Origin of the sequence: Corallococcus sp. AB038B, from assembly GCF_003668955.1 — a bacterium.
In the GTDB taxonomy this organism is placed as follows: domain Bacteria; phylum Myxococcota; class Myxococcia; order Myxococcales; family Myxococcaceae; genus Corallococcus; species Corallococcus exiguus.
Window position 1 is genome coordinate 32,298 of the sequence record NZ_RAWO01000016.1, and the last position, 24,200, is coordinate 56,497.

20 protein-coding genes and 1 pseudogene are annotated in these 24,200 nt (G+C 69.6%); 14 read left to right on the forward strand and 7 right to left on the reverse strand.

The window, feature by feature from the left end; genetic code table 11:
• The 8 genes and pseudogenes from D7Y04_RS37685 to D7Y04_RS37720 form a co-directional block, all read left to right on the forward strand.
• Positions 1-2,244 (forward strand): RTX toxin (locus D7Y04_RS37685; protein WP_121762475.1); only part of this gene is annotated, 2,244 nt, incomplete at its 5' end.
• Positions 2,245-2,366: 122 nt separating this feature from the next.
• Positions 2,367-4,715, forward strand: a complete 2,349-nt coding sequence (locus D7Y04_RS37690) for an RTX toxin (protein WP_121762476.1) — start codon at positions 2,367-2,369, stop codon at positions 4,713-4,715.
• Positions 4,716-4,781: 66 nt separating this feature from the next.
• Positions 4,782-7,055, forward strand: a complete 2,274-nt coding sequence (locus D7Y04_RS46650; protein WP_121762477.1) for an RTX toxin — start codon at positions 4,782-4,784, stop codon at positions 7,053-7,055.
• Between the two features lie 219 nt (positions 7,056-7,274).
• A complete protein-coding gene (locus tag D7Y04_RS37700) occupies positions 7,275-8,195 on the forward strand; it encodes a DUF2381 family protein (protein WP_121762478.1) in 921 nt (306 codons plus the stop codon).
• Positions 8,196-8,204: 9 nt separating this feature from the next.
• Positions 8,205-10,025: a serine/threonine-protein kinase gene (locus D7Y04_RS37705; RefSeq protein WP_216669326.1), complete on the forward strand. Its 1,821-nt coding sequence runs from the start codon at positions 8,205-8,207 to the stop codon at positions 10,023-10,025.
• Between the two features lie 173 nt (positions 10,026-10,198).
• Positions 10,199-11,455 carry a protein kinase gene (locus tag D7Y04_RS37710; protein ID WP_121762479.1) on the forward strand — a complete coding sequence of 419 codons (1,257 nt, stop codon included), beginning with the start codon at positions 10,199-10,201 and terminating at the stop codon, positions 11,453-11,455.
• Positions 11,446-11,580, forward strand: a pseudogene (locus D7Y04_RS46050) (NUDIX hydrolase); the annotation flags it as partial. The gene D7Y04_RS37710 and the pseudogene D7Y04_RS46050, both read left to right, overlap by 10 nt.
• A gap of 173 nt (positions 11,581-11,753) precedes the next feature.
• Positions 11,754-12,188, forward strand: coding sequence for a hypothetical protein (locus D7Y04_RS37720; protein WP_147454620.1), 435 nt, complete (start codon positions 11,754-11,756; stop codon positions 12,186-12,188).
• Positions 12,189-12,330: 142 nt separating this feature from the next.
• Here the strand turns inward: D7Y04_RS37720 and D7Y04_RS37725 are convergent, their stop codons facing one another.
• Positions 12,331-12,753 carry an STAS/SEC14 domain-containing protein gene (locus tag D7Y04_RS37725; RefSeq protein WP_120596855.1) on the reverse strand — a complete coding sequence of 141 codons (423 nt, stop codon included), beginning with the start codon at positions 12,751-12,753 and terminating at the stop codon, positions 12,331-12,333.
• Between the two features lie 159 nt (positions 12,754-12,912).
• Here D7Y04_RS37725 and D7Y04_RS37730 point away from each other — a divergent pair, with 159 nt between their 5' ends.
• Positions 12,913-13,596 (forward strand): hypothetical protein, encoded by a 684-nt coding sequence (locus D7Y04_RS37730; protein ID WP_120577708.1) that lies wholly within the window; start codon positions 12,913-12,915, stop codon positions 13,594-13,596.
• A 16-nt stretch (positions 13,597-13,612) separates the two neighbouring features.
• Here the strand turns inward: D7Y04_RS37730 and D7Y04_RS37735 are convergent, their stop codons facing one another.
• A complete protein-coding gene (locus D7Y04_RS37735) occupies positions 13,613-14,035 on the reverse strand; it encodes an STAS/SEC14 domain-containing protein (RefSeq protein WP_120596854.1) in 423 nt (140 codons plus the stop codon).
• Positions 14,036-14,411: 376 nt separating this feature from the next.
• Between D7Y04_RS37735 and D7Y04_RS37740 the strand changes: the two genes are divergently transcribed.
• The 3 genes from D7Y04_RS37740 to D7Y04_RS37750 all read left to right on the forward strand — a co-directional run bounded on the left by D7Y04_RS37740 (position 14,412) and on the right by D7Y04_RS37750 (position 17,667).
• Positions 14,412-15,365 carry an ArsA-related P-loop ATPase gene (locus D7Y04_RS37740; RefSeq protein ID WP_366928077.1) on the forward strand — a complete coding sequence of 318 codons (954 nt, stop codon included), beginning with the start codon at positions 14,412-14,414 and terminating at the stop codon, positions 15,363-15,365.
• A complete protein-coding gene (locus D7Y04_RS37745) occupies positions 15,362-16,471 on the forward strand; it encodes an ArsA-related P-loop ATPase (protein WP_121762480.1) in 1,110 nt (369 codons plus the stop codon). The genes D7Y04_RS37740 and D7Y04_RS37745 overlap by 4 nt, the downstream gene beginning before the upstream one ends.
• 125 nt (positions 16,472-16,596) lie before the next feature.
• Positions 16,597-17,667, forward strand: coding sequence for a CBS domain-containing protein (locus D7Y04_RS37750; protein ID WP_171807233.1), 1,071 nt, complete (start codon positions 16,597-16,599; stop codon positions 17,665-17,667).
• 55 nt (positions 17,668-17,722) lie between these two features.
• Here the strand turns inward: D7Y04_RS37750 and D7Y04_RS37755 are convergent, their stop codons facing one another.
• The 4 genes from D7Y04_RS37755 to D7Y04_RS37770 form a co-directional block, all read right to left on the reverse strand.
• Positions 17,723-18,532 (reverse strand): Rieske (2Fe-2S) protein, encoded by an 810-nt coding sequence (locus tag D7Y04_RS37755; protein ID WP_121762481.1) that lies wholly within the window; start codon positions 18,530-18,532, stop codon positions 17,723-17,725.
• Positions 18,529-19,101: a YceI family protein gene (locus tag D7Y04_RS37760; protein ID WP_120577712.1), complete on the reverse strand. Its 573-nt coding sequence runs from the start codon at positions 19,099-19,101 to the stop codon at positions 18,529-18,531. The genes D7Y04_RS37755 and D7Y04_RS37760 overlap by 4 nt, the downstream gene beginning before the upstream one ends.
• A 79-nt stretch (positions 19,102-19,180) precedes the next feature.
• Positions 19,181-19,987: a hypothetical protein gene (locus D7Y04_RS37765; protein WP_121762482.1), complete on the reverse strand. Its 807-nt coding sequence runs from the start codon at positions 19,985-19,987 to the stop codon at positions 19,181-19,183.
• 186 nt (positions 19,988-20,173) lie between these two features.
• A complete protein-coding gene (locus D7Y04_RS37770; protein WP_120596850.1) occupies positions 20,174-20,599 on the reverse strand; it encodes a nuclear transport factor 2 family protein in 426 nt (141 codons plus the stop codon).
• Between the two features lie 164 nt (positions 20,600-20,763).
• Between D7Y04_RS37770 and D7Y04_RS37775 the strand changes: the two genes are divergently transcribed.
• Positions 20,764-21,777, forward strand: a complete 1,014-nt coding sequence (locus D7Y04_RS37775) for a GNAT family N-acetyltransferase (RefSeq protein ID WP_120596849.1) — start codon at positions 20,764-20,766, stop codon at positions 21,775-21,777.
• A gap of 112 nt (positions 21,778-21,889) precedes the next feature.
• The gene (locus D7Y04_RS37780; RefSeq protein ID WP_121762483.1) at positions 21,890-22,663 is read left to right on the forward strand and encodes a hypothetical protein; all 774 of its coding nucleotides are present in this window, start codon (positions 21,890-21,892) and stop codon (positions 22,661-22,663) included.
• A gap of 18 nt (positions 22,664-22,681) precedes the next feature.
• On the opposite strand, the gene D7Y04_RS37785 is transcribed toward D7Y04_RS37780, so the two are convergent.
• On the reverse strand, positions 22,682-24,157 hold the full coding sequence (locus D7Y04_RS37785; RefSeq protein ID WP_147477279.1) for a hypothetical protein: 1,476 nt from the start codon (positions 24,155-24,157) through the stop codon (positions 22,682-22,684).
• Positions 24,158-24,200 lie beyond the last annotated feature (43 nt).

A 24,200-nucleotide genomic window follows, 5' to 3' on the forward strand; every position in this document is an offset into this window, starting at 1 on the left:
AGCGCGCCGGAGCCCTCCGCGCCCGCCGACCAGACGCAGTCGCAGGTCACCGTCTCCATTGGCGCTCAGGACCTCTTCAGCCAGGCCGTGAAGGGCCGCGTCTCCGCCCAGGCCTTCTCCTACAGCGACGTGAAGAGCATCCGCGTCGATGTCTCCGAGCAGGGCACCAACGGCCTCGTCATCTTCAAGAACTTCGACCTCTTCACCTCCGCGGGCGCCTGGACCGGGAAGCTTCCCTTCCTTCCCAAGGCCAAGGCCCTCACCTTCTCCGCCCGCGCACTCGATGCCTCGGGGAACCTTCTGTTCTCCGGCACCCTCGACGCCACGCTGAACCTCGACTTCGAGACCGTCACCATCCCGCTGGCCCCGGCCAACAACAACGCGGTCATCTCCCTCCCTCGCATCCGAAAGATCAGCATCCCCAGTGCCTTCGCCTCTTCGCAGTCGGGCAACATCACCTTCGCGGTGGAAGCCACGAATGGCGAAGTGCTGCGCTACGCCATCACCTCCGCCGTCGCCGGAAGTGGCAGCTTCTCGCCCCTCAACGGAGCCATCACGCTGCAGAACACCGCGGGCGCCTTCGTCTCCCAGTACACGCCGCCGACAGTGTCTTCGGAGACGGTCTTCAACCACACCGTCACGGTGACCAACCCCGCGGGCCACTCCATCAGCACCACCTTCACCACCAAGGTGAAGCCCCCGGAGACCTCCAACGGCGTCATCGACACCTCCGTCGCCGTCCTCTTCAATCCCGTCATCAACGGCCTCAACGGCCTGCGGATGCGTGACACGCAGAACGTCATCTTCACCGCCGACGTGAGTGACGACGGGGCCCAGGAAGCGCTCACCTACGCCTGGAGCTTCACGCCCGCCTCCGGCACCACCTTCGACCCCGTGCCCGCCTTCACTGGCGCGACGAACCCGTCCACGCTCCAGAACTACACCACGGCCGTGCAGGGCGACCTGAAGCTCGCAGTCACGGACGGCAACAACGGCACCACCACGCTCACCTACAAGCTCACCCCGGATCAGTTCCCGGACAACCCCGTCGCCGAAGGGCCGCTGGATGGCATCAACAGCATCCGCAACGGCCGGGACCACACGTGCACCCTCTTCAACAACGGCTCGGTGCGGTGCTGGGGCTACGGCGCCTTCGGACAGCTGGGCTACGAGAACACCCAGAGCATCGGTGACAACGAGCTGCCCTACACGGCCGGCGAGGTGAAGCTGCTTGGCAAGGCCACGAAGATCGCGATGGGTGGCAACCACTCGTGCGCGCTGATGGACACGGGCCTGGTGCGCTGCTGGGGCCTGAACAACTATGGGCAGCTCGGTTACAACAACACGGCCAACCTGGGTGATGGCGAGCCGGTGGCCAGCTTCGGCTACGTGAACCTGGGCGGCCCGGCCACGCGCATCACCGTGGGCGAGACGCACTCCTGCGCGGTGATGGCCACGGGCAAGGTGCGCTGCTGGGGCCGCAACCAGTACGGACAGCTGGGCTACGGCCACACCAACAACATCGGTGATGACGAGCAGCCCTGGAGCGCGGGTGACGTGGACCTGGGTGGCGTCACGGCCACGGATGTCGTCGCGGGCTCCAACCACACCTGCGCGCTGCTCTCCAACGACAAGATGCTCTGCTGGGGCTACAACCTGGAGGGCCAGCTCGGCTACGCCCACGCCAGCAACATCGGCGACAACGAGGTGCCGGGCAGCCAGACCGCGGTCGAACCGAGCGGTCCGATTGCACAGCTCGCCCTGGGCAACAACCACACCTGCGCCCTGCTGAAGACGGGCACCCTGCGGTGCTGGGGCGCCAATGGCCTGGGCCAGCTGGGCACCGGGCAGTCCGGCGGCAACTTCCTGTTCCAGAACTCCGGCAGCATCGACCTGGGCACCGGAGCCCTGCAGGTCACCGCGGGCGTGAGCCACACCTGCGCCCTGCTATCCACGGGCAGCGTGCGGTGCTGGGGACAGGCGAACTTCGGCCAGACGGGCTACGGGACCACGACGGCGCGCAACACGCCGGGCCCGGCCGTGGACCTGGACGGAGCCACCGCGTACCAGGTGGCGGCCTCCGCCTCCGGCAACTCCACCTGCGCGCTGCTCTCCACGGGCAAGGCGCGGTGCTGGGGCCAGGGCAACTCCGGTCAGCTCGGCTACGGCAACACCAACCACATCGGTGACAACGAGCAGCCCTCCGCCGCGGGCGACATCCAGATCCTGCCTCCCGCGCCGTAGTCGCAGCCCTCATCGCGGGCGCCCACAGGACCGGGCGCCCGCCTGTTTTCGTCTGTCATTCCCTTCGCCTTCAGGAGTCTTCCGTGCAGAGGTCATCCCCTCGTTGGTTCCGTTCGCGCGGCATGTTGGGCGCGCTGCTGTTGTCCCTGTCTTCGCCGTGGATCGCAGCATGTAGCTCTGGCTCCAGCGCGCCGGAGCCCTCCGCGCCCGCCGACCAGACGCAGTCGCAGGTCACCGTCTCCATTGGCGCTCAGGACCTCTTCAGCCAGGCCGTGAAGGGCCGCGTCTCCGCCCAGGCCTTCTCCTACAGCGACGTGAAGAGCATCCGCGTCGATGTCTCCGAGCAGGGCACCAACGGCCTCGTCATCTTCAAGAACTTCGACCTCTTCACCTCCGCCGGAGCGTGGACCGGGAAGCTCCCCTTCCTCCCCAAGGCCAAGAGCCTCACCTTCTTCGCTCGCGCGCTCGATGCCTCTGGGAACCTGCTCTTCTCCGGCTCGCTCGACGCCACGCTGAACCTCGACTTCGAGACCGTCACCATCCCGTTGGCCCCGGCCAACAACAACGCGGTCATCTCGCTGCCGCGCATCCGCAAAATCAGCATCCCCAGCGCCTTCGCCTCTTCGCAGTCCGGCAACATCACCTTCGCGGTGGAGGCCACCAACGGTGAGGCGCTTCGCTACGCCATCACCTCCGCCGTCGCGGGCAGTGGCACCTTCTCCCCGCTCAATGGCTCCATCACGCTGCAGAACACGGCGGGCGCCTTCGTCTCCCAGTACACGCCGCCCACGGTGTCTTCCGAGACGGTCTTCAACCACACCGTCACCGTCACCAATCCGGCCGGCCACTCCATCAGCACCACCTTCACCACCAAGGTGAAGCCCCCGGAGACCTCCAACGGCGTCATCGACACCTCCGTCGCCGTGCTCTTCAACCCTGTCATCAACGGCCTCAACGGCCTGCGGATGCGTGACACGCAGAACGTCATCTTCACCGCCGACGTGAGTGACGACGGCGCGCAGGAGGCTCTCACCTACGCCTGGAGCTTCACGCCCGCCTCCGGCACCACCTTCGACCCCGTGCCCGCCTTCACTGGCGACACCAACCCGTCCACGCTCCAGAATTACACCACTGCCTTGCAGGGGGACCTGAAGCTCGCCGTGACGGATGGCAACAACGGCACCACCACGCTCACCTACAAGCTCACCCCGGATCAGTTCCCGGACAACCCTGTCGCGGAAGGGCCGCTGGACGGCATCAACAGCATCCGCACGGGTTTGGACCATGCGTGCGCGCTGCTGAATGACGGTTCGGTGCGGTGCTGGGGCTACGGGGCCTTCGGACAGCTGGGCTACGAGAACACCCAGAACATCGGTGACAACGAACTGCCGCACACGGCTGGCGCGGTGAAGATCCTCGGCAAGGGGACGAAGCTCGCGGCGGGTGGCAACCACTCCTGCGTGGTGCTGGATACGGGCCTGGTGCGGTGCTGGGGCCAGAACACCTATGGACAGCTCGGCTACAACAACAAGGACAACCTGGGCGACGGCGAGCCCGTGGCCAGCTTCGGCTACGTGAACCTGGGCGGCCCGGCCACCCGCATCACGGTCGGCGCGGAGCACTCCTGCGCGGTGATGGCCACGGGCAAGGTGCGCTGCTGGGGGCGCAACCAGTACGGCCAGCTCGGTTACGGGCACACCAACAGCATCGGTGACGACGAGCAGCCCTGGAGCGCGGGCGACGTGGACCTGGGCAACGTCACCGCCACGGATGTCGTCGCGGGCGACAACCACACCTGCGCGCTGCTCTCCAACGACAAGATGCTCTGCTGGGGCCGCAACGGCCTGGGACAGCTCGGGTACTCACACATCAACCCCATTGGTGACAACGAACTGCCCAGCAGCCAGACGCCGTTCGAGCCCAAGGGGCCTGTCGCCCAGATCTCCGCCAGCCGGAGCAACACGTGTGCCCTGCTGAAGACGGGCAGCGTCATCTGCTGGGGCGACAACCTCAACGGGCAGACGGGCAACAACATCTACGGTGACTACATCTGGTACTGCGCCGAGCACCCGTCGACCCGCTGCTACTTCAACTACCTGGCCAACTCGACGACGGTGAACCTGGGCGGAACGACCGCCTTGCAGGTGACCTCCGGTGGCGAGCACGCCTGCGTCCTGCTCTCCACGGGCGCCACGCGGTGCTGGGGAAGCAACACCTACGGGCAGCTGGGCTACGGCAACACGACGGACCTGGGGGTGCCTGGAGGGAACGTGGATCTGGGTGGGGCGACGGCCTATCAGATCAGCGCCTCGGGCAACGGCAACACCTGCGCGCTGCTCTCCACGGGCAAGGCGCGCTGCTGGGGCAAGAACAACGCCGGGCAGTTGGGCCAGGGCAACACCACGGTCATCGGTGACAACGAGCTGCCGTCCGCAGTGGGCGACATCCAGCTCTTGCCGCCGACGCCGTAATCCCTGAACACTCGCGGGCGCCCGGCACAGGTCGGGCGCCCGCTTCGCTTTCCTTCCGTGTGAGCCATGACGAAGCCCGCCACCCTCGCGCTCCTCCTGCTGTGCACTGTCGCCGCGTGTACGTCGCCCACGACGGATCCGGTCACGCCGGAGCCCACGGCCTCTGTCACGTTCACCATCTCCACGGACAGCACCGGCTCCCAATCCCAGACCCGGCGCGCGCTGGGCTTCTCCTTCGCGGACGTAGCGCGCATCCGCATCGACGTGGAGGACGCGGCCAGTCACAGCGCGCTGTTCTCCAACTTCGACCTGGTGCCCTCCCCCTCCGGGTGGTCCGGCACCATGCCGTCCCTGCCGCGCCATCAATCCCTCACCTTCATCGCGCGGGCCTACGACGGAAACAGCGCGCTCCTGTTTCAGGGCAGCACCACGCAGACGCTCATCGCGGACCGGGAGTCCGTGGCCATCACGCTGGCGCCCACCAACGACGGCGCGCCCATCACCCTGCCGCGCATCCCTCGCATCCAGCTCCCCGGTGAGCTCGTCTTCGGCCAGCCCGCCACCGTCACCTTCTTCGTCGAGGCCACCTCCGGCGAGGCCCTCACCTTCGCCCTCACCGCCGCGAACAACGGCGGCTCCTTCGTTCCCTCCAGCGGGACGTTCACGCTCACCGGGACCTCCGGCGCCTTCGTCGCCCGCTACCTGCCGCCCTTCGGCATTCCCAGCCCCACCGACTACACGCACTCGCTCACCGTCACGAACCCGGCGGGGCACTCGGTCAGCACCACGTTCGTGACGCGCGTCCTTCCTGCGGATCAATCCACGGACTCGTTGGGCACCACCGTGCGCATCCTCTTCGCTCCCGTCATCCAGGGCCTGGCCGCGTCCCGCCTCGCTGGCACCTCCGAGGTCGCGTGGTCCGCCTCCGTGTCGGATGATCAGCCCGCACGCACGCTCGACTACGCGTGGAACTTCATCCCGGACGCGCCCGTGACTCCCGCTCCGGGCTTCACCACCCAGGCCAACCCCACCGTCCTCCAGCACTACGCGCCCTCGCTCCAGGGCCGGCTGTCCCTCCAGGTCACCGACGCCGCCGGGGCTCGCACCACCGCCACCTACCGCCTGGGCGCGCAGCAGTTCCCCGATGCTCCCGTGCAGACCGGTGGCCCCACCGACGTCGCCCAGCTCCGCGCTGGGGACAGCCACACCTGCGCCCTGCTCAACGACGGCTCCGTGCGCTGCTTCGGCAGCGGCGCGCAGGGCCGGCTCGGCTACACCGGCACCGCCAACGTCGGGGATGACGAGACCCCTGCGTCAAAGGGCCCCGTGCCCCTCGCTCCCGGCGAGAAGGCCGTGCAGTTGGCCACCGGCCTGGGCCACACCTGCGCCCTGCTCTCCACCGGCCGCGTGCGGTGCTGGGGCGTCAATGCCTCCGGCCAGCTCGGACTGGGCCACACGCACACCATCGGCGACGACGAACCCATCGCCAGCGTGGGCACTGTCGACCTGGGCGGAGCCCGAGCGCTGCGCATCACCGCGGGCGACCGCCACACCTGCGCGCTGCTCACTTCCGGCCACGTGCGCTGCTGGGGCGACAACACCCACGGACAGCTGGGCCTGGGCCACACCGACACGATGGGCGACAACGAGCCTCCGCCCACCACCGATGTCCCGGTCGGCGCTCCCGTGCAGGACCTGGTCGCGGGCGGCGACCACACCTGCGCCCTGCTCTTCTCCGGCCGCCCACGTTGCTGGGGCGCCAACGCCTACGGACAACTGGGTTACAACCGTGATGACGATGTCGGTGACACCGAGTTACCGTCGTCAGCGGGTGACGTGGACGTGGGCGGCACCGCCGTGCAGCTGGCCCTGGGCACGAACCACACCTGCGCCCTGCTGGACACCGGCGCCCTGCGCTGCTGGGGCGCCAACGCCTACGGACAGGTGGGCAACGGCAACCCCGACTACGCCACATCCCTCACCGCCGTGGCGTTGGGCTCGGGCCTCCGCGCCGTCCAGGTCGCAGCCGGTGCGCAGCACACCTGCGCCCTGCTCGAGTCCGGCCAGCTCCAGTGCTGGGGCAACGGCGCCCGGGGGCGGCTGGGATACGCCAACACTCGCTCCCTCTCCGCTCCCGGCACCGCGTTCATCGACGTGGGCGGCGCTCCCGCCACCTCCGTCACCGCGGGCGGCCAGCACACGTGCGCCGTGCTCTCCTCCGGCCGGGCGCTGTGCTGGGGCTTCAACACCTCCGGACAGCTTGGCTATGGCCACGTGCGCGCCCTCGGCGATGACGAGGCACCCGCGCTCGCCGGGGGCATCCTCCTCGTGTCGCCCTGACACCGCGCACAGGAGGGCCCTGACGCCTGGTTGCCTGTCCTCCAGGCCCGGGCGGGCGCTTCCGGAGCGGGGGCCGACACCGGGGCGATGACGTGACGCCGGAGCTGAATGAGGAGCCCCTGCCCATGGATCCGTCCCCGCGCGCGTAGAGCGGGAGCAGAGTTTCCAGGCCTGTGGTTCCTACCGGTTTGGTAGTTTCGCGGGCGGAGGCCGCCCCGCTTGCCCTTCTCCTTCTCCGCGTTGAACCTGCCCCTGGTGCTCGGGGGACTGCTTCTCTTCACGGCGGCCCAGGCTCAGTCGGCATCGTCGGTCCGCGAGCGCAGGGACAGGCGGGTTGTGCTCCCACGTCCTGGTGAGCCCGTCCTGGAGGTTCCAGTCGCGGCGGGCATCCTGACGACCCTTGTTCTCGATTCGGCGCTGGACCGGGCCTCCGTGGAACTGGAGGGCCGCACTCGCTTCAAGCTCGTGGACGTGGGCGAGCGCGCCATCAACCTGGAGCCCGTGATGGAGCTGGGCGCGGGTGAGCATCTGATGCTCCGCGTGCGCTTCGCGGATGGAGCCTTCCCCGAGCATGCGGTCTTCGCTCTCGTGTCTCACCCAGCCGTGGTGGACACCCGCGTGGAAGCGTCCCGTCGTCCGCTGGCTCCCGAGGCGCTTCAGGCGGAGTTGTCCGAGGTGCGCGCCCAGCTCGCGGCGAAGGACGCCGAGCTTGCCGCACTCCGCGCACGCGGCGATGCGAGCAGTCCCTCGGCACTCGCTCTGGCGGGGCTTCTCGACGAGGCAGGGGTATCAGCCAGGAAGGTTGATGATCAGCCCAAGAAGGAGATGCAGTCCTCACTGCGTGTCATGGCCGGATTCAGCCTTCGCGCGTCTGCCTGGGGAGTGGTGTCCGTGGCGGTGAAGAACTACGGAAAGACACCTTGGACGCCCACGGAAGCGCGTCTCACCCGTTCAACGGGCGGTGTGACGGTACAGGTGCTCGGCGTTCACATGAAGCAGCCGCGGATTGGGCCCGGAGAGGTTGGCACCGTTGTGGTGGAGACGGAAGACCCTGCCTGGGATCGAGGTACGTTGTTCCGCTTGGAATTGGTGGACTCCACGGGCACGCGTCCTCTTCTCGTTCCGTCTGTCGCGCTGTAGAGGTCGGCCATGTTGACGGTCATTCATCACCCCGCGCAGCTCCCGCCCGGGTACATGATTCACGGCTGGCGCGTGGTGAAGCTGCTGGGCGCGGGCACCTATGGTGCTGTCTACCGCGTGGAGATGAACGGCCACCCCTTCGCGATGAAGATCGCGATGCACCGGCCCGGGAGCGGCGACGCGGAGCAGGCGGACGCACGGTTGAAGCGGGAGCTGGGCTGCCTCGTTCACCTGACGCACCCGAACATCGTCGAGGTGCACGGCCATGGCCGCTTCCCCGACTTCCGCACCGGGTGGCTTTACGTCGTCTTGGACTTCATCGAGGGCCACACCTTGGCCGAGTGGGTGGAGCGAATGCACCCCACGGCCCAGGAGGTGGTCCGCATCTTCGAGAAGCTCGCGGGCGCCATGGACTACATGCACGGGCGCGGCGTCTTCCACCGTGACTTGAAGCTCGCCAACATCATGGTGCGCGCCAAGGACGGCGAGCCCGCCATCCTCGACTTCAGCGCAGGCGACTACACGCACGCCGAGGACTTGACGGATGCGCCCTTGCCGCCCGGCACCCGCCGCTATCGCTCGCCCGAGGCTGCGCGCTTCTTCAAGGAGCATGGTGACGAGCGGGGCGCGCGCTACGAGTTCAAGGTGACGGATGACGTCTACGCGCTGGGCGTCTGCCTCTATGACGTGCTGACGACGGCGGAGCCCGCGAGCGGTTCCCCGAAGGCGGCCGTGGAGGGACGTTGGGTGCCCAGGTCCGCCCGGGAGTTGAACGCGCGGGTGCCGGCGGGACTCAGTGACGTGGCGATGCGCTTCATCGCGCGAGAGCCCGAGCAGCGCCCCCCCACGGCGGAGGTGATGCGCCGCGAGCTGGCGGCACTGGTGGGGGAGGTGGGGCCGGAATGGACCGTGCCCGTCCATGTCCCTTCGCTGCGGCCACCCGCTGCTCCCGCCTCCAACACGGATGAGGAAACGCCCCCCGCCCTTCGTGTGCGGCGGGCCCGCGTCGTGGACGCCGGAGTGGCCCTCCTCGTCGTGGTGGCCGTGGCGGGGGCCTTCATGTGGCTGCGCCCCGCGTCGCATCCTGTCTCCAGTGAGGACGTTGAGCGTCCACCCGCGCCCACTTCGCCTGGGGATGCGGGAGTCGCCTCCCTCATTCCAGCGCCCATGTCCCTCCAGGATGCGGGCCCCTCACCTGACGCGGGCGACATGCTGGCCGCGTCGTCCCCTGGGGTAGCTTTGCCCCCTCTTGCTCCTGTCCGGAAGGAAAGCTCCGCCGTGAAGCGTGCTCCCATCGTCGCAAGCCCGTCCAAGAAGGACTCCACCGCCAGCTCCAGGGCGGAGTTCCTCGCGAAGTGTGCCGCGGCGAGCGCCGCCGTCGCCTTGCAACTTGGCTGCCCCAGCAGCTCCCAGGTGCGTCCTGAATCAGGGGCGTGCCCCGAGGAAGCGCGCAACGCCATGCATACGTGGGACAAGCCCGACGGGCTCCATTTGACCAAGGGCGATTCAGTGCTGGTCACCATCGACAAGAGCCAGCCGGGCGATCCTGGTGATGAGGGGGTGTTCAGGGATGGCCCCGTGACAGGGGTTGTCTGGAGCGGCACGAAGTACCTCCCCACGGGAACGGTGTTCTCCGGCCGGTTGTGGACGGGAGACGGGACGTTCTTGCTGGCCCGCTACACCGAAGCGCACCTCCCGGATGGACGCACCCTGCCGGTGTGCTTTGCCATTGGGGAGGAGGGCCCCAAGGGAGCTTGGGACGGCTCCAAGCCGGGGGCAGTTCTCTACACTCGTGTCGCGAATGCCTATGCCGTGGACCGCTGGCCCTGAGGCTGGAACGTAAAGACGCGTTGCGTTTCCGTCGCTGCGGGGCCCATTCCGGGGATAGCAGGAAAATTTGAAATAGAGGACCCCTGGCATCGTTCACGCGTGGAGGCAGCCGGAGGTAGCTTTCCGTCTGCCTTTGCGCGGCTCCCTCGCGCGGGCATTCAGGAGCCCTCTTCATGTCCAGTGGTGCTGACTCCCGGCTCGCCGGGGGCACGGTCCTCTTTTCCCACGCGGGAACCGCCTACGAGTTCTTCCAGGAGCTGGGCATTGGCCGCAATGGCGAGCGCGTCCTGTTCGCCCGGCCCCGGACGCCCTCCGGCTACAAGGGGAAGGTCCTCGTGAAGTGCGTGCCCCTGCCGGAAGGGGCCGTGCCAGAGAAGTTCCAGCGGGCGCGTGCGCGGCTGGAAGAGGAGGTGCGGCTGGCGCAATTCCTCCAGCACCCCAACATCGCCCGCGTCCATGGCCTCTTCGAGATGAAGTTTGGAGAGGCGCGGGGCCTGGGCGCCGTCACGGAGTGCGTGGAAGGCTTCAGCCTGAACACCCTCCTCACCATCGCCCAGCTGCGTGGGCGCTACTTCTCCGAGGCCTTCGTCCTCTACCTGGGCGCGGAGGTGGCGGCGGCCCTTGCGCATGCGCACACCCGCACGGACGACGCGGGCAACTCGCTGGGCATCGTCAACCGTGACATCAATCCCGGCTGCATCCGCCTGCGGCCTGGCGGGGGCATGGTGCTGACGGACTTCGGCGTCGCTTGCTCCAGGCTGCAAGGGCGCCTCGCCACGACGCTGCCTCGCCCTCCAGGAGAAGTCATCTACGCTTCACCCGAGGCGCTGGTGGGGGCGGTGACGGATGCGAGAAGCGACCTCTTCTCCCTGGGGCTGGTGCTGCTGGAGTTCGCTACGGGACGACACCTCTACTACCCGGGGAATCTCAAGGTGGAGGACGAGTCTCCTCTGCTCTCGCGGGAGCAGAATCAACGCGTGCTCGCGGCCATGACTACGACGATGGACATGCACCTGCCGCCCTTCGTGGAGGACGCCGTCCACCGCGCCATGGTGTTCAGCGGGAAGGACGTCAAGGAGGCCGCGTTCGGGCTGTCCACCTCGCTGCGCTCCGTCTTCCTCCGGCTGCTGTGCCGGGAGCCTGCGTCTCGATATCCGACAGCGGCGGCGCTGGAGCTGGAGTTGCGCGGGCAGCTCGCGCGGCTGGGGCCGTACAGCGCGGCGTATGCGGTGAAGGAAGTAGAGACCGCCCTCTTTGAAGGCGGCGAGGCCATGGAGGAGCTGAATCTGCTGGAGGACGAGGGTGGCATCGTCCCGGCCTTTCCGTCGCGGAGTCAGGACGCCATCCGCGCGGAGCCCTGGCCCCTGCGCAGCGCGGATGAGACGACGACAGAGCCGGGACCGGGCGCCTTGCGCCTTCCACGGCGGTAACCCATAAGGAGCGGGCCAGATTGGCGCGGGCGGCACTTCGCGCGAACCCGCCCCCTGCTGGATGGCGCCCGCTCGGTCCTGACGACGAACTGCTCCGGACGCTCCTCCCCGACGAGGAAGCCTGACCGAAAGCGGCTTCCCTTCAAGCCTGTCATGGGCCGCCCTGTCGGATCGCCCGCGTGCTCTGGAGGGCCCTGACGCCTGGCTGCCTGCCCTCCAGGCCCGGACGGGCGCTTCCGGAGCGGGTTGCCGGACACTGGGTGCGATGACGAACCTCATCCGACGGAGGGAATCCTTCATGGCCAGCAACGACAAGCGTCCCGCACCCCCGCAGCCCGCCGAGGATTTCTACGGGCGTCCGACCACTCCGAGACAAGACGGAGAACCCCAGCGCCAGGGACAGGGCTCCACGCCCTCCACGCCGCGCGAAGAGCAGAAACCCCAGCGCCCCGGCACTGAAGAGGAGGACGACGAGCGCAAGCCCCGCCGCGAGCTGTCCGAGGCCGACGAGAAGGGCGTCCACCCGCGCACCGAGGACGACGCCGACGACCGCGACCTGCGCCTCCACGACGCCAGCGGCCTGCGTCCGTATGACCCTCGCGAGCGCGCCCCGGGGGCATCGCTCGACGACATGCCGGATGGCGACGGACCTCGCAGCGACGCGGGCACCAACCCGGTGTCCGACGTGTACCGCTACGGCCACCCGGACCGCCTCCCGGACCGCGAGCGCTGAAGCGCTCCGTCGCGCCCGGCCCGGCCCAAAGCTGTCCGACTGTCGGACAGCTTTCCAGGTCGCGCCCGGAAACACCGAGGGCCAGGAACCGGGCTTTTCCGCCCCGTCCTGGCCCTTCGTCACGTCCGGATGCCCGCGGCTTTCAGCCCACGCGGCGCGGGGCGTGATCCAACCGGTGCGCCTCCACCCACGCGTCGGCCTGCGCCAGCGTGTCCACGAAGACCGTGTCGAAGCTGGCCGCATGGCCCGTGAGCAGCATGGCCACGGACATGGCCTTGCCCACCACGCGCTGTGACAGGTCGGACCCCACGTACACCACCGAGCGCATCCACTCCGCGCGCACGTTGTTGGCCAGGTACTTGCGCGACTCGGCGGGCAGCTCCGAGCCCGGAACCTCCGCCACCAGGTAGAACGGCCCCTGCGCCGCCATCTCCTCGTAGACGCGCAGCGCCCACTTCGCGTCCTGCAACCCCACGACGCCCGTGTACTTCGTGTGCAACACGTCTGGCGCCGTCATGCGAATCCGGTGCGCGCCACACGTCCACTCGCGAATCTGTTGCTCCATGCGGTCCTCCCCCCAGCGACTGGAAAGAACCCTACGCCCGACCCCTCCTGTCCAGGGAAGCGCCCCTGCCCTTCCGTACAAGGTCTGGCTGTCCATTGGATGTCAGACCCCCTCTGTACTGTGTACCCATTCCGACAGCATTCCTGAGGGGGAAACACCATGACGGAAACCCGTGAACTGCCGCGCGTCTCGGTGAACAAGTTGGGCGAGTACCTGGTCGCCACGCCCGCCCGCCGCAAGCGCATCATCCACGACCAGAAGCACCCGCCGGATGCCCAGTACCTGCGCTATCCGGAGGCGTCCCATGCCATCACGGACTTCCTCTGCCGGGGCCTGGACATGAACGTGCTGCGGGAGTCCCAGCGCCGGTTCGCCTGCGCGGTGCCGCAGACGGAGTTCGAGGCGCAGCGCATGCAACTGTGTTCGGAAGCACTGGAGCGCTTCGCGGACCTGGTGCCTTGGTTGGATTTGGACGACGCCATCATCAGCGCGGTGGGCGCGGAGCCGCCCGTGCTGGAGATGGCCGGCGTCACCATCAGCGTGCGCCCGGAGGTGGTGGTGCAGCGGTTGGACAAGCACGGCAACCCGCGCGTGGGGTTGATGAAGCTCTACTTCTCCAAGACACAGCCGCTGGACGAGCGGAGCGGCCAGTACATCGGCACGCTGCTGCAGCGCTTCTCTGAGCAGCACCTGTGCCGGCTGGGCCCGGCGGACCACCGTCTGATGACCGTGGTGGACGTGTTCGCGGGCTCGCTGTTCGTCGCGCCGCGCGCGCACATCCGCCGGCTGGGCGACGTGGTGCTCGCGTGCGAGGAGATCGCCGAGCGCTGGGCCGTCCACTGACGGGCCCTACACGCCGTCAGCGAGGCGCCGCTTCCTGACGGCGCCGGTGGGCTTCCAGAAACGCGCGGGCCTGGGCCTCCGAGTCCACGAACTCCGCCTCCAGCTTCGCGCCCCCGATGAAGTTGAGCGCCACCACGAGCGCGCGCAGCACCTCGCGATGCGTGCGCTTGGCGCCGAAGAAGACGACCGCGCGGAACCACGAGGGGCGCACGTGTTCGGCCAGGTACTTGCGCGGCGCGACCGACAGCCCCTCGGAGCTGCTCAAGTCCACGACGAGGTACAGGGGCTTGTCCGGGCCCGCCCCCAGCTCGTGGAACACGTCCACCAGCTCCCGCACATCCGTCTCTGAAAACGATCCCCGGACCTTCGTCCAGAGGATGTCGGAGTCCTCCAGCGAGACACGCTGTGTCCCGAAGACCCACTCCCGCATCACCGCCATGCCCTCTCCCACGCAGAGGGCCTCAGGGTACCCAAAACCCGGGGCCCGTCACCAGCCCGTGACCCCTTCTTTCCGAGGGAATCCGCCCGTCCAACCCTCAGGGTCACGCGCACGCGCACGCCACGTGTCCTCCCGGGCCGGGTCAATCCCCGCACATCGTGTCAAGGCGTCCTGAGCACGGAACCGCACGGGCCGTGTCACGAACGGGTCAGCGCGGTGAAGGCGCGCGACGGGGCGTGGGCGGAAAGCCGCTATGCTCGTGGAGCGGGCGGCCTGACGGACGGTCGCCCCTGGGCGCATCCCCGGCCGGTTGTCGGGACGCGCTTCCTTGCTCACCGTGAAGGGTCGCGCCGCTGGCGCGGAGGATGGGAGCGTGGTGCTGGAGTCCTTGTGGAGCAGACGCGCCGTGCTCGTGTCGGGCAAGGGCGGCGTGGGCAAGACGACGCTCTCCGCGACGCTGGCGGTGGCGGCGGCGCGCGCGGGCCGGCCGGTGCTGCTGGCGGAGCTGTCCCCGGACGAGGGCGGCCCGTCCACGCTCGCGGGGCTGGTGGGCGCGAAGGAGGCCGGGCCGCGCGTGGTGCCGGTGGGGCCGAACCTGTCCTTCGTGCGGCTGTCCGCGCAGGAGGGCCACCGGCTCTTCCTGGAGGAGACCCTGCCCGTGAAGTGGCTGGCGGAGGCCGCGCTGCGCTCGAGGGCGCTGCGGCGCTTCCTGGAGGCGGGCCCCGCGCTCAAGGAGATGGGGCTGATGTTCCAGCTCCTGGCGCTCCTGCGCCTCACGCACCCGGACGGCCGCAGAGTGCACCCACTCACGGTGGTGGACCTGCCCGCGACGGGCCACGCGCTGGCGCTGGCCACGCTGCCCCGGAGCATCCTGTCGCTGATGCCGGGCGGTCCCGTGGGCCGCGCGGTGCGTGAAGGCCTGGACCTGCTCCAGGACCCCGCGCGCACGGGCGTGGTGCTCACCACGCTGCCGGAGCCCCTGCCCGTGAGCGAGACGCTGGCGCTGGTGGGCGAGCTCAAGGAAGTGGGCCTGCCCCTGTCCGCCGCGGTGCTCAACCGCATGCCGGAGGACCCCTTTACGCCGGAGTCTCGCGCGGCGCTGGAGCGGCTCTTGGAGACGCACGGGCCGCACCGGGGGCAGCGGGCGCTGGAGCGGCTGGAGCGCGCGCGGCTGGCCCGGCAGCGGCTGGCGGCGGGCGTGAGCGTGCCCCACTGGGGCCTGCCGGAGCTGGCGCTGACGGGCGTGGCGCTGGTGGAGCGGCTGGCGGAGCTCCTGGAGTCCACACTCGAAGGAGCCGCGTCCCACGGCGGCCGGGAGGCCACGCCATGAAGCTGGACGGCATGCTGCGCGACAAGCGGATCCTCGTGCTGTGCGGCGCGGGTGGCGTGGGCAAGACGACGACGGCGGCGGCGCTGGGCGTGGCCGCGGCGCGCTCGGGGCGCAAGGTGCTGGTGCTCACCATCGACCCGGCGCGGCGGCTGGCGGAGGCCATGGGGCTGAAGGAGAACGGCGCGGAGCCCACCACCGTGCCGCCAGAGCGCCTGTACGCGGACGGCCCGCGAGGCGAGGGGCGGCTGGACGTGTGGATGCTGGAGCCGCGCATCGTCTTCGAGCGCATGGTGCGCCGGATGTCCGCCACGGAGAGCGCCGCGCGCACCATCCTGGAGCACCGCCTGTACCGCTTCCTGTCGGAGCTGGTCGCGGGCGTGCAGGAGTACGCCGCCGCGGAGGCGCTGGACGGCTTCATCGCGGAAGGCCACTACGACCTCATCGTCCTGGACACCCCGCCCAGCCGCCACGCGCTGGACTTCCTGGACGCCCCGGGCCGGCTGTCGCGCTTCCTGGACGAACGCATCATCTCCCTCTTCGGTCAGGAGCCGGGCCGCGCGGGCCGGCTGTGGCAGGGCGCGCAGGCGCTGGTAGGCAAGGTGCTGGACGGCGTCTTCGGCGGCGGCTTCGCGCAGGAGATGCGCTCGTTCGTCTCCGCCTTCGGAGGCCTGTTCGCCGGCATCCGCCTGCACTCGGACCGGCTGCGCGAACACCTGTCGTCGAAGGACGCGGCGTTCCTGCTCGTCACGTCGCCGGAGGCCGCCGCGCTGCGCGAGGCCACCTTCTTCCAGGAGGCGCTCCAGGCCAAGGGGCTGCCCTTCGCGGGCTACGTGCTCAACCGCAGCTGGGCTCGGGACGACGGTCTGGCCCCGGCCGCCGCGCTGAAGCCGCACGCGAACAACGCCGCGGACACGGACGCCGTCAGCGCGCTGGAGCACCTGGCGGGCGTGGAGGACGCGCGCGCGACGGCGCACCGCTCGCTGCTGGAGAGGCTGGCCGAAGGGCTGCCCCGGGGCGCGCTGGCCATCGCCGCGCCGGACGCGGGCGCGGACCTGGAGGACTTCCGGGGGCTGGTGCACCTGGGAGACGCGCTCACCGTCGTCTGACGCCCTGGTCGGGTTGCATTTCGCGTCAGGGCGGACGGGCGAGCGGCGCCGCACCTGGCCGGCTGGAGCTTTGCGCGTCCGGGCGCGCTTCCCATGTTCGCAAGTCGAGGAGGCTTGCGACGCACATGGGCACCAAGGACTACAGCAACGGAAACGGCAGGCATGACCTGGGGCGCGCGGACATCTCCACGCCTCCCACCGACGCCATGGCCACGCACCGCTCACCGGACGTGGCACCGCCGGGCTCGCGCGAGCGCGCGGAGTCCGACGTGAGCGGTTGGAGCCCCGCTCGCGACGAGCCGCCCGCCGACCGCCAGGGGCGCTTCCACCGCGCCGCCGCGTGGCGCCTGGGCCGCGTGCGCACGGACGTGGACGACACCGGCATGTGGCGCAAGGACCGCGAGGGAGAGCGCGACGGCGGCTCCACCGGCCCCTATGGCCGCGACGACCGGGACGTGCGCTACGCCAGCGGCGTGGGCCCCCGGCGCACCCAGGGCGACGACACCGTCCAGGAGATGCAACCCCAGCGCGCCGACTACCGCGAGTGGGACCGCAGCGGCTACGGCGGTGAGGAGCCCCTGTTGCGCGACCGCCCGCGTCGCGACGCATCGGCGTGGCGTGAGGACCCGGGCCTGCGGGAACGGCAAGCCCCAAGGCGGGAGGAGACCTTCCCCCTGGACCCGAGGCTCCGCGCCTCCCGCGACACGTCCACCGCGTCCGCGCCTTCGCTCCGCCGCTGGAAGCGCGAGCCGCTCTCCGCGCGCGACATCATGACCCGCCAGGTGCGCACGGCCCGCCGCGACAGCTCCCTGCGTGAGGTGGCGCAGTTGATGCGGGACGAGGACTGCGGCGTGGTGCCCATCGTGGACGCGGAGGGACGGCTGCTGGGACTGGTCACGGACCGCGACCTGGCGCTGCGCGCCTTCGCCGGTCAACGCGCCGTGGACGGACTGCGCGCCGCGGACGTGATGACGGAGGACCTGGAGGCGGTGCTGCCGGAGGAGGACCTGCACGGCGTCATCGAGCTGATGGGCCGCCGCCAGGTGCGCCGCATCCCCGTGGTGGAGCCCGACGACAGGCTCGTGGGCATCATCGCGCTGGGGGACATCGCCAGCCGCGCGGATCAGGACGAGGAGCTGCAGGAAGCACTGGAGCGCATCTCGTCCCGGCGCTCGTTCTGGAGCCGGCTGCGCTGAGGGCAGGCCCGAGGAGACGGGAGGCTCGAAGGCCTCCCGTCCTGGCCTCGGTGATTCAGGCGATGGAGACGACCACGCCGGACGCGTCCGCCGTCGCGGTGAACTTCTTCAAATTTACCGTCGCCGCGCCCCCGGGGTCGACCACGCCCGTCTTGCTGAACGTGGACGCGTGGCACGGGCAGAGCAGCTCGTCGAGACCCGCGTCGAAGCCCACTTCACAGCCCTGGTGCGTGCAGACGGAGTCCACCGCGGAGTAGGAACCATCCGCCAGCTTGAAGACGAAGATGGTCTTGCCGTAGCCGGTGGGATTGCCGCTCACCATGCCGCCCGTGTTCTGGAGGTCGGGGAACTCAGCGAAGGTGAGCGTCACCTTCCCGTCGACCACCGACGGGAAGTTGTCGCTGCCGGCCTTGAGGTTGATGCTCAGCACCTGCGTGCCCGCGTTGTACGTGGCCACGTACGTCTTGAGCGGCACCGTGGCGGGCTCCTGCGTCACCGCGCCATCCGTCACGTTGAACTTCGACAGGTGGCAGGGGCACACGGCCTCCGTCCCATCGAAGCCCATGGGGCAACCCACGTGGGTGCACGTGGCGGACAGCACCGCGTAGGTGTCCGCGGACGGGTGCACCACCAGCAGGTTCTCCTGCCCGGATTCCTTCGGGAAGCGCAGCGTCACCGAGCCGCCCGCGCGGGACAGGTCCGGGTAGCGCTGCACCACCAGCGACACGATGCCGTCCTCGCCGGGCGTGGTCACGTCCAGCACCGGCGAGGGGTCGATGTTCGGCGCGCATGCGGGCGGCAGGCCCGCCACGACCACGCCCGTTCCCAGCAGCTTCTTGAAGAAGTCTCGACGCGACGAGCTCACGTGCCCTCCGTGAAGACGAGGTGCGGCTCCAGCACCAGCTCGTCTTCCACCTTCACCAGCAGCAGCGTGGGGCGTTCGATGTTGTAGCCCTCCAGGCTGATCTTGAAGGACCCGTCCGCCGTCACCTGCGTGGCGGAGTCGAACTTCACCGTCATGGGGATTTCGACGTCCTTCGTCACGCCGTGGAAGGTCAGCTTGCCCTTGAGGGTGACCGGCACGGAGCCCGGGAAGGTGGCGGGCGGCTTCACGCCGGTGCCCACGGCCTTCACCTCCACCAGCGGGTACTTGGCGGCCTCGGTCACCTCCAGCATGTGCGTGTCGCGGTTGGAGTTCTGCGAGTCGAAGTCCTTCACCTGCGCGCGCACGGCCACCTGGATGGTGCCGTCCGGCTTCAGCACGGCCTTGCCCTCGCTGGGGGCGGCCTTGCCGGACACGGTGTGCATCTTGTGGATGAGCTTGTAGGTGAGGGAGCTGGCGTCCTTCTTCACCGAGTACATCTTCGCGTTCTGCGCGGCGGCGGGGAGCGCGAGCAGCAGGGCAGCGGAAAGAACGAGTCGTCGAGCAATCACGGCGTCCTCCAGAGGGGGCTACGTCTTGTCTCCGCACAACGGCCGGCGCGCGGAGACATTCACGACAGGGGGGATGGGGTCAGAAAGTGAGCGTGACGATGCCCGCGGCGACGCAGCCCAACGTGGCATAGCCCACCACCTGGTGCGCGGTGGCGTACTTCGGCTCCGTGATCTCGCCGTAGCTGTGGGTGGCCAGGATGCCCAGCACCGCCTGGGCAATCATCCCGGCGGTGGCCAGGCTCATGAAGATCTTGTGGAACGTCACCGTGTCCCACTGGAACGGACGCTCCACCGGATCCGGCGCCAGGATGCCCAGCGTGCCCACGGTGGCGAACAGCAGCGACGTGCCGATGACGACGCCCCGGTGCCAGGCGAGCAGCGAGCGATTATCCCCGCCGCCGTCGGTGAATGAACGGCTGAACTGGATCTGCCCCAGCACGGTGGCCGCGGTGAGGCCGCCCGCCATGGCCAGGCCCAGGCCCTGGTGCAGCTTGAGCATGGTGCGGCGCGTCTCCAGGTCCTTCTGCAGGTTCGGGTCCAGCAGGCCCGCGGACGCCTCCGATTCCGGCGTGAGCAGATCGAAGTCCAGGCTGGGCTCGGAGGACGGCGTGCTGCTGCCGGAGTCCTGCGGCGCGGCGGAGCCCGTCGAGCCGGACTCCGGCGTGGCGGACACGGGCGGCGTGACGTCCGGCGTCACAGGCGCCGCGGGGGTCGCGGGCGCGGCTTCCTGCGGGGGAGGCGGCACCGGCGTGGCGGGCTTGCGCTTCGCGGGTTTGCGCTTCGCCGCGGCGACCATCACGGGGGCGTCCGGCGCGAGGGCCGCGCCGGCGGGGGAGGCCGCCAGGAGCATGACGGCCAGGAGGGGGGAAATGACGCGGGTCATCATGGGGTTCCCGGGGGACGACGCGGCCCGTCGAAAAAAGGGGGGGCCATGTCTTTCCAGGCTACCCCGGCTCGCGGTTCGGGTGCACGGAAGTGCACACAGGGTCCGGGTGAACCTTGCGATGCCGACATGTCCCTGGATGGCCGAAGCCATAAGAAACCCCAGGGACCGCCGGAAGTTGCGTCTGTGTCAGGCCGGTGTCGTCGAGGGCACCTCCGAGCGGGGCGCGGTGCCGTGCGCGAGCTCCTGGCCCAGGGCGTGCGGGTCGAAGTAGGCGAAGAAGCGGCGGACCCGGTCGCCGTCCCACTCGATGATGGAGACGCCCTCGTAGGCGACGGCGGCCCCTTTGCGCGCGGTGCCCTGCGTCTCCCATTCGAGGGCCACGCGGTCACCGGATTCAATCATGTTGCGGAAGGTGGACTTCACCTGGCCGAGGGTGGCCTTGTACTCGGTCCAGAAGCGGCGGGCGCCGTCGATGCCGGAGAAGACGTGGGGTGAAGCGACGTTGCTCACCTGCGCATCGTCGGCGAAGAGGGCGACCATCGGCTCGATGTCGCCGTGCTCCTCCAGTTTCAACAGTGCGTCCACGAACCGCTGCGCTCGTTCCATCGGCATCGGGTGTCCTCGCTCGTCGCGAAAGAGAAATCAGGGGTGTGCCCGGGAAGGGTGCTCACGCGAGGGGGAGGTGACCTGCCGCTGGCGGCCGCTCCCTCGTCCTCCAGACGGAGGCCCCACCCCCTTGCTCCCGGGTGGCCCCGTGATGGAAGACGGACGCTGTCATGTCCCAGGAAGCCCACCGCCCCGAGCCGCCTTCCACCGCCTCCAAGAAACAGTCCTGGCAGGAGGCCGAGGCGGCCCTGCTTGGCCTGGCTCCCCCCGTGACAGCGAATGCCGAGGGTGAGGCAGCGTCCGACGCCACGGGTCCCGCGGCCCCTTCCCAGCCTGGCTGGGGCAGCGCCGTCTTCGTGGCGCTGTGCGCGCTGTACCAGCTGCGCCGGGCGATGCCGCTCGCGAACGTGACGCCGTGGGACTTCGGGGCGCTGTTCTCCAAGGGCTACGGCACCGTGGCCTTCCTGGTGTTGTTCCCCTCGCTGGTGTCGCTGTGGGGCCTCACGAGGGGCGACCTGAAGCGGCAGTCCGACGCGTCGGCGTGGTTCCTGCTCCAGGCGGTGGTCTGGGCGTTGATGGCCGTGGTGGCCCTGTTCCAGGGGGAGTTCGTCACGGCGCTCCTGATGCCGTGGCACCTGGCGCTGGTGTGCGCCATCCTGATGGTCATGCGGGCTCCGCCGCCGCTGGAGGCCCCGGTGCCACCGCGCGGGAGCCCGCCCCCGCCCACCGTGCGGCCCGCCACGCCCGAGGACCGGGACGCCATCGCGGGCCTCCAGGATGCGGCGCTCGCGCGGCGTCCCACGACCTTCGAGGCGCCGTCCGAAGGCGAGGAGGACGGACGGCACCCGGTGCTGGTGGCGGAGGAGAACGGGCGCGTCGTCGGGTGTGCCGCCACGCGCGCCCACAGCTCGCGCGAGTGCTACGCGGACATCGCGGACTTCAGCCTCTTCGTGGCGAAGGACGTCCGGGGCATGGGCGTGGACGAGCTGCTGCTGAAGGCGCTGCTAAAGGCCGCGGAAGGAGCGGGCTTCCACAAGCTCACCACCTGCGTCCTCGCGAACCAGTCGCACACCCTGAAGCTGTTCGAACGCCTGAGGTTCACCACGGTGGGCACGCACGAGAAGCACGCGAGGGTGGACGGCGCGTGGCACGACGTGGTGGTGGTGGAGAAGTTCCTGCGATGAAGGGGCCGGAGGCGGCTCCACGGACACTGTCTCCTCGTGGTACCCGAGGGTGGGGGGTGCCCCTCTTGCTCGCGGGCTTGCGCCGGAGGATGACTGTCCTCCAGGAGCACCCATGTCCCAGCAAGCCCTCCGTTCCGAGCCGTTGCCCTCCTCCGTCGACGAGGCGCCCGCCAACGTTCCCGAGTCCATCGCGGCGGAGTCGTCCCCACCGCTGACGTTCCTGCTGGAGGAGGTGCGCTCGCCGGGGATGGTGCGCGCGGACATCGACGCGCTCATCGTGGGCCTGGGCCGTCCGCCCGCGCCGGACGAAGCGCCGCGGGAGCGAGCGGATCTGCTGCTGGGGCTTCTGGACCGGAGCAACCCGGTGGGGGACTACGCGGGTTCGGGTGGGATGAAGGTGCGGCACGCGGCGAAGGAGGCCCTGATCGCCATGGGCTATCCGTACGCGATGGAGCTGCCGCCCGAGTTGGTGGAGGCAAAGGGCGCTGACAACAGGGCGGAGGGGCTGACCGCGGGCAACGCCACCCTGGCGGTGGCGAGTGCGCTGTACCAGTCGGCGGCCATGGTGACGGTGTGGTTCCTCCTCGAGTACTTCCGGATGCCGGCGGCGGCCGAGGTGACGTTCGGCATCGGCTCGGTCCTCTGGATCTTCACCGTGCTCTCACTGATGGGCCACCACTCGCGGTCGAGGGACATGCAGTCCATCGCTTCGGTGGTGCTGTGGGCGGCGGCGGTGTTGTGGATCCTGGTCGCCCTCCCGTTGGCCGTGTTCACGTATGGCGTGGCCCTGATCTTCATCCCGTGGCACCTCGCGCTGTGGACCGCCATCTCCCTGCGCCCGGAAGCCGAGGAGGAGGCTCCGAAGAAGCGCGCGCCTTCTCCGTGAGCCCACCGCGCGAGGGAGTCAGCGCCGCGAGTCCTGGGCCCACTCCTCGCGCGTCCAGCCCTGCCGTTCATAGAGGGCTCGGCGCTCCGAGGGCAGGGCCTCCCAGCCGACGCCGGGGTCCAGGTCCTTGGGGCGGCTGAAGAGGCCGGGGACATCGTTGCGGACGGCCTGGGAGGCGCGCTCGGGGGTGAGTCCGCGCAGGCCGTAGCCCAGCTTGAGGCCAGCGCGGCTCTGGCCGGACTTGTCGGAGACTTCGAAGGAGACGCCGCCACCGAACTCCGCGGTGCGCGGGTTGAGAGCCGCGTGGGCGCGAGCATGCGGGCCCGCGCCCAGGGACAGCTCCACCTTGCCCTCCGAATCGCGGCTCACACTGGCGATGCCCAGATCCACCTGGAGCTGAGCCTCCGTCTTGCCGTGAGCGTCCATCATCACCTCCAGGCCCAAGGGACCGGCCTTCGAGGCGATGCCCGCCTGAGTCTGGACGTCGGTGGTGCCGCGCGCGGAGGCATGGGCTGTGCGTTTGAATTGGATCATCTCGTGGGACGCGCTCGCTTCGGCGGAGACGAAGGCACCGGCGGGACGTTCTCCAGAGAGGACCTGCGCGCGGGCGGTGACGGTTTCGTAGGCCTGGACGAGCGAGTGTTGGGGGCGCCCCAGGCCGGCCTTCCATTCGGACTCGTAGCGTTCGCGCTGGGGGTCGGACCAGGAGAGGCCGAGCGACGTCTCACGCAGGTCCAGCGACTGAGGAGGCCCGAGCACGCGAAGGGCCTGGAGGCTGCCAGCCTGGGCCACGGCGTCGCCATAGCGTTGCAGATAGGCATCGTAGGCAACGACAGCGGCACGGCCGGTGTCGGTGGCGTGAGCGTTCACGGCGTCGCGAAGGGCAGCAGGGAGCTTCGGATCATTGACGAAGGTCTCCGGCCGTCCAGGCATGCCGAGCGGTCCTTCCACCCCGCCCGGGCGCCGCGAGAGGACGCCGTTCGACGCGGCCTGTTCGAGGAAGGACTGGCGCGACGGAGCATCCATCCGGGACACGTAGGTGGCGAGCAGCCCATCACGATCCATGCGGTCCAACGTGGCGCGGTACGCATCGCGAGGCACGGAGCCAAGCGCATCATGCGTGGCCTTCACATCGCTGTCGGTGAGGAATGGGTTCGACAGGCTGCGCGTCAGGTGCGAGCGGACCGAGGCATAGACGTCCTCGGGGACGGGAGCGGAGGGAGAACGCAGCCGACCACCCATCGCCGCGAGCTCGCGCGCGGACACGGCAGGGCCGTCCGCCAGCGTGGAGGGACGGGGTGCGGAAGGAGCAACGGAGGGGCCGTCATAGGGCCGCAGCTCGTTGCGACCCGGCGCGGAGGCACTGCTCTCACTGACGGAGGTCCTGCGGGACGCGGTCGTGCCCACACGGAGTTCGGGCGCGGGTGCATCAGGTTCAGGAAGCGTGGGTTCGGGGGACAGGGGACTGCTACCGGGCGCATCGATTCGGGACATCAGGCTCGCTCCGAGGAAGGAGGAGCCCGTGCCCTGTGCAGCC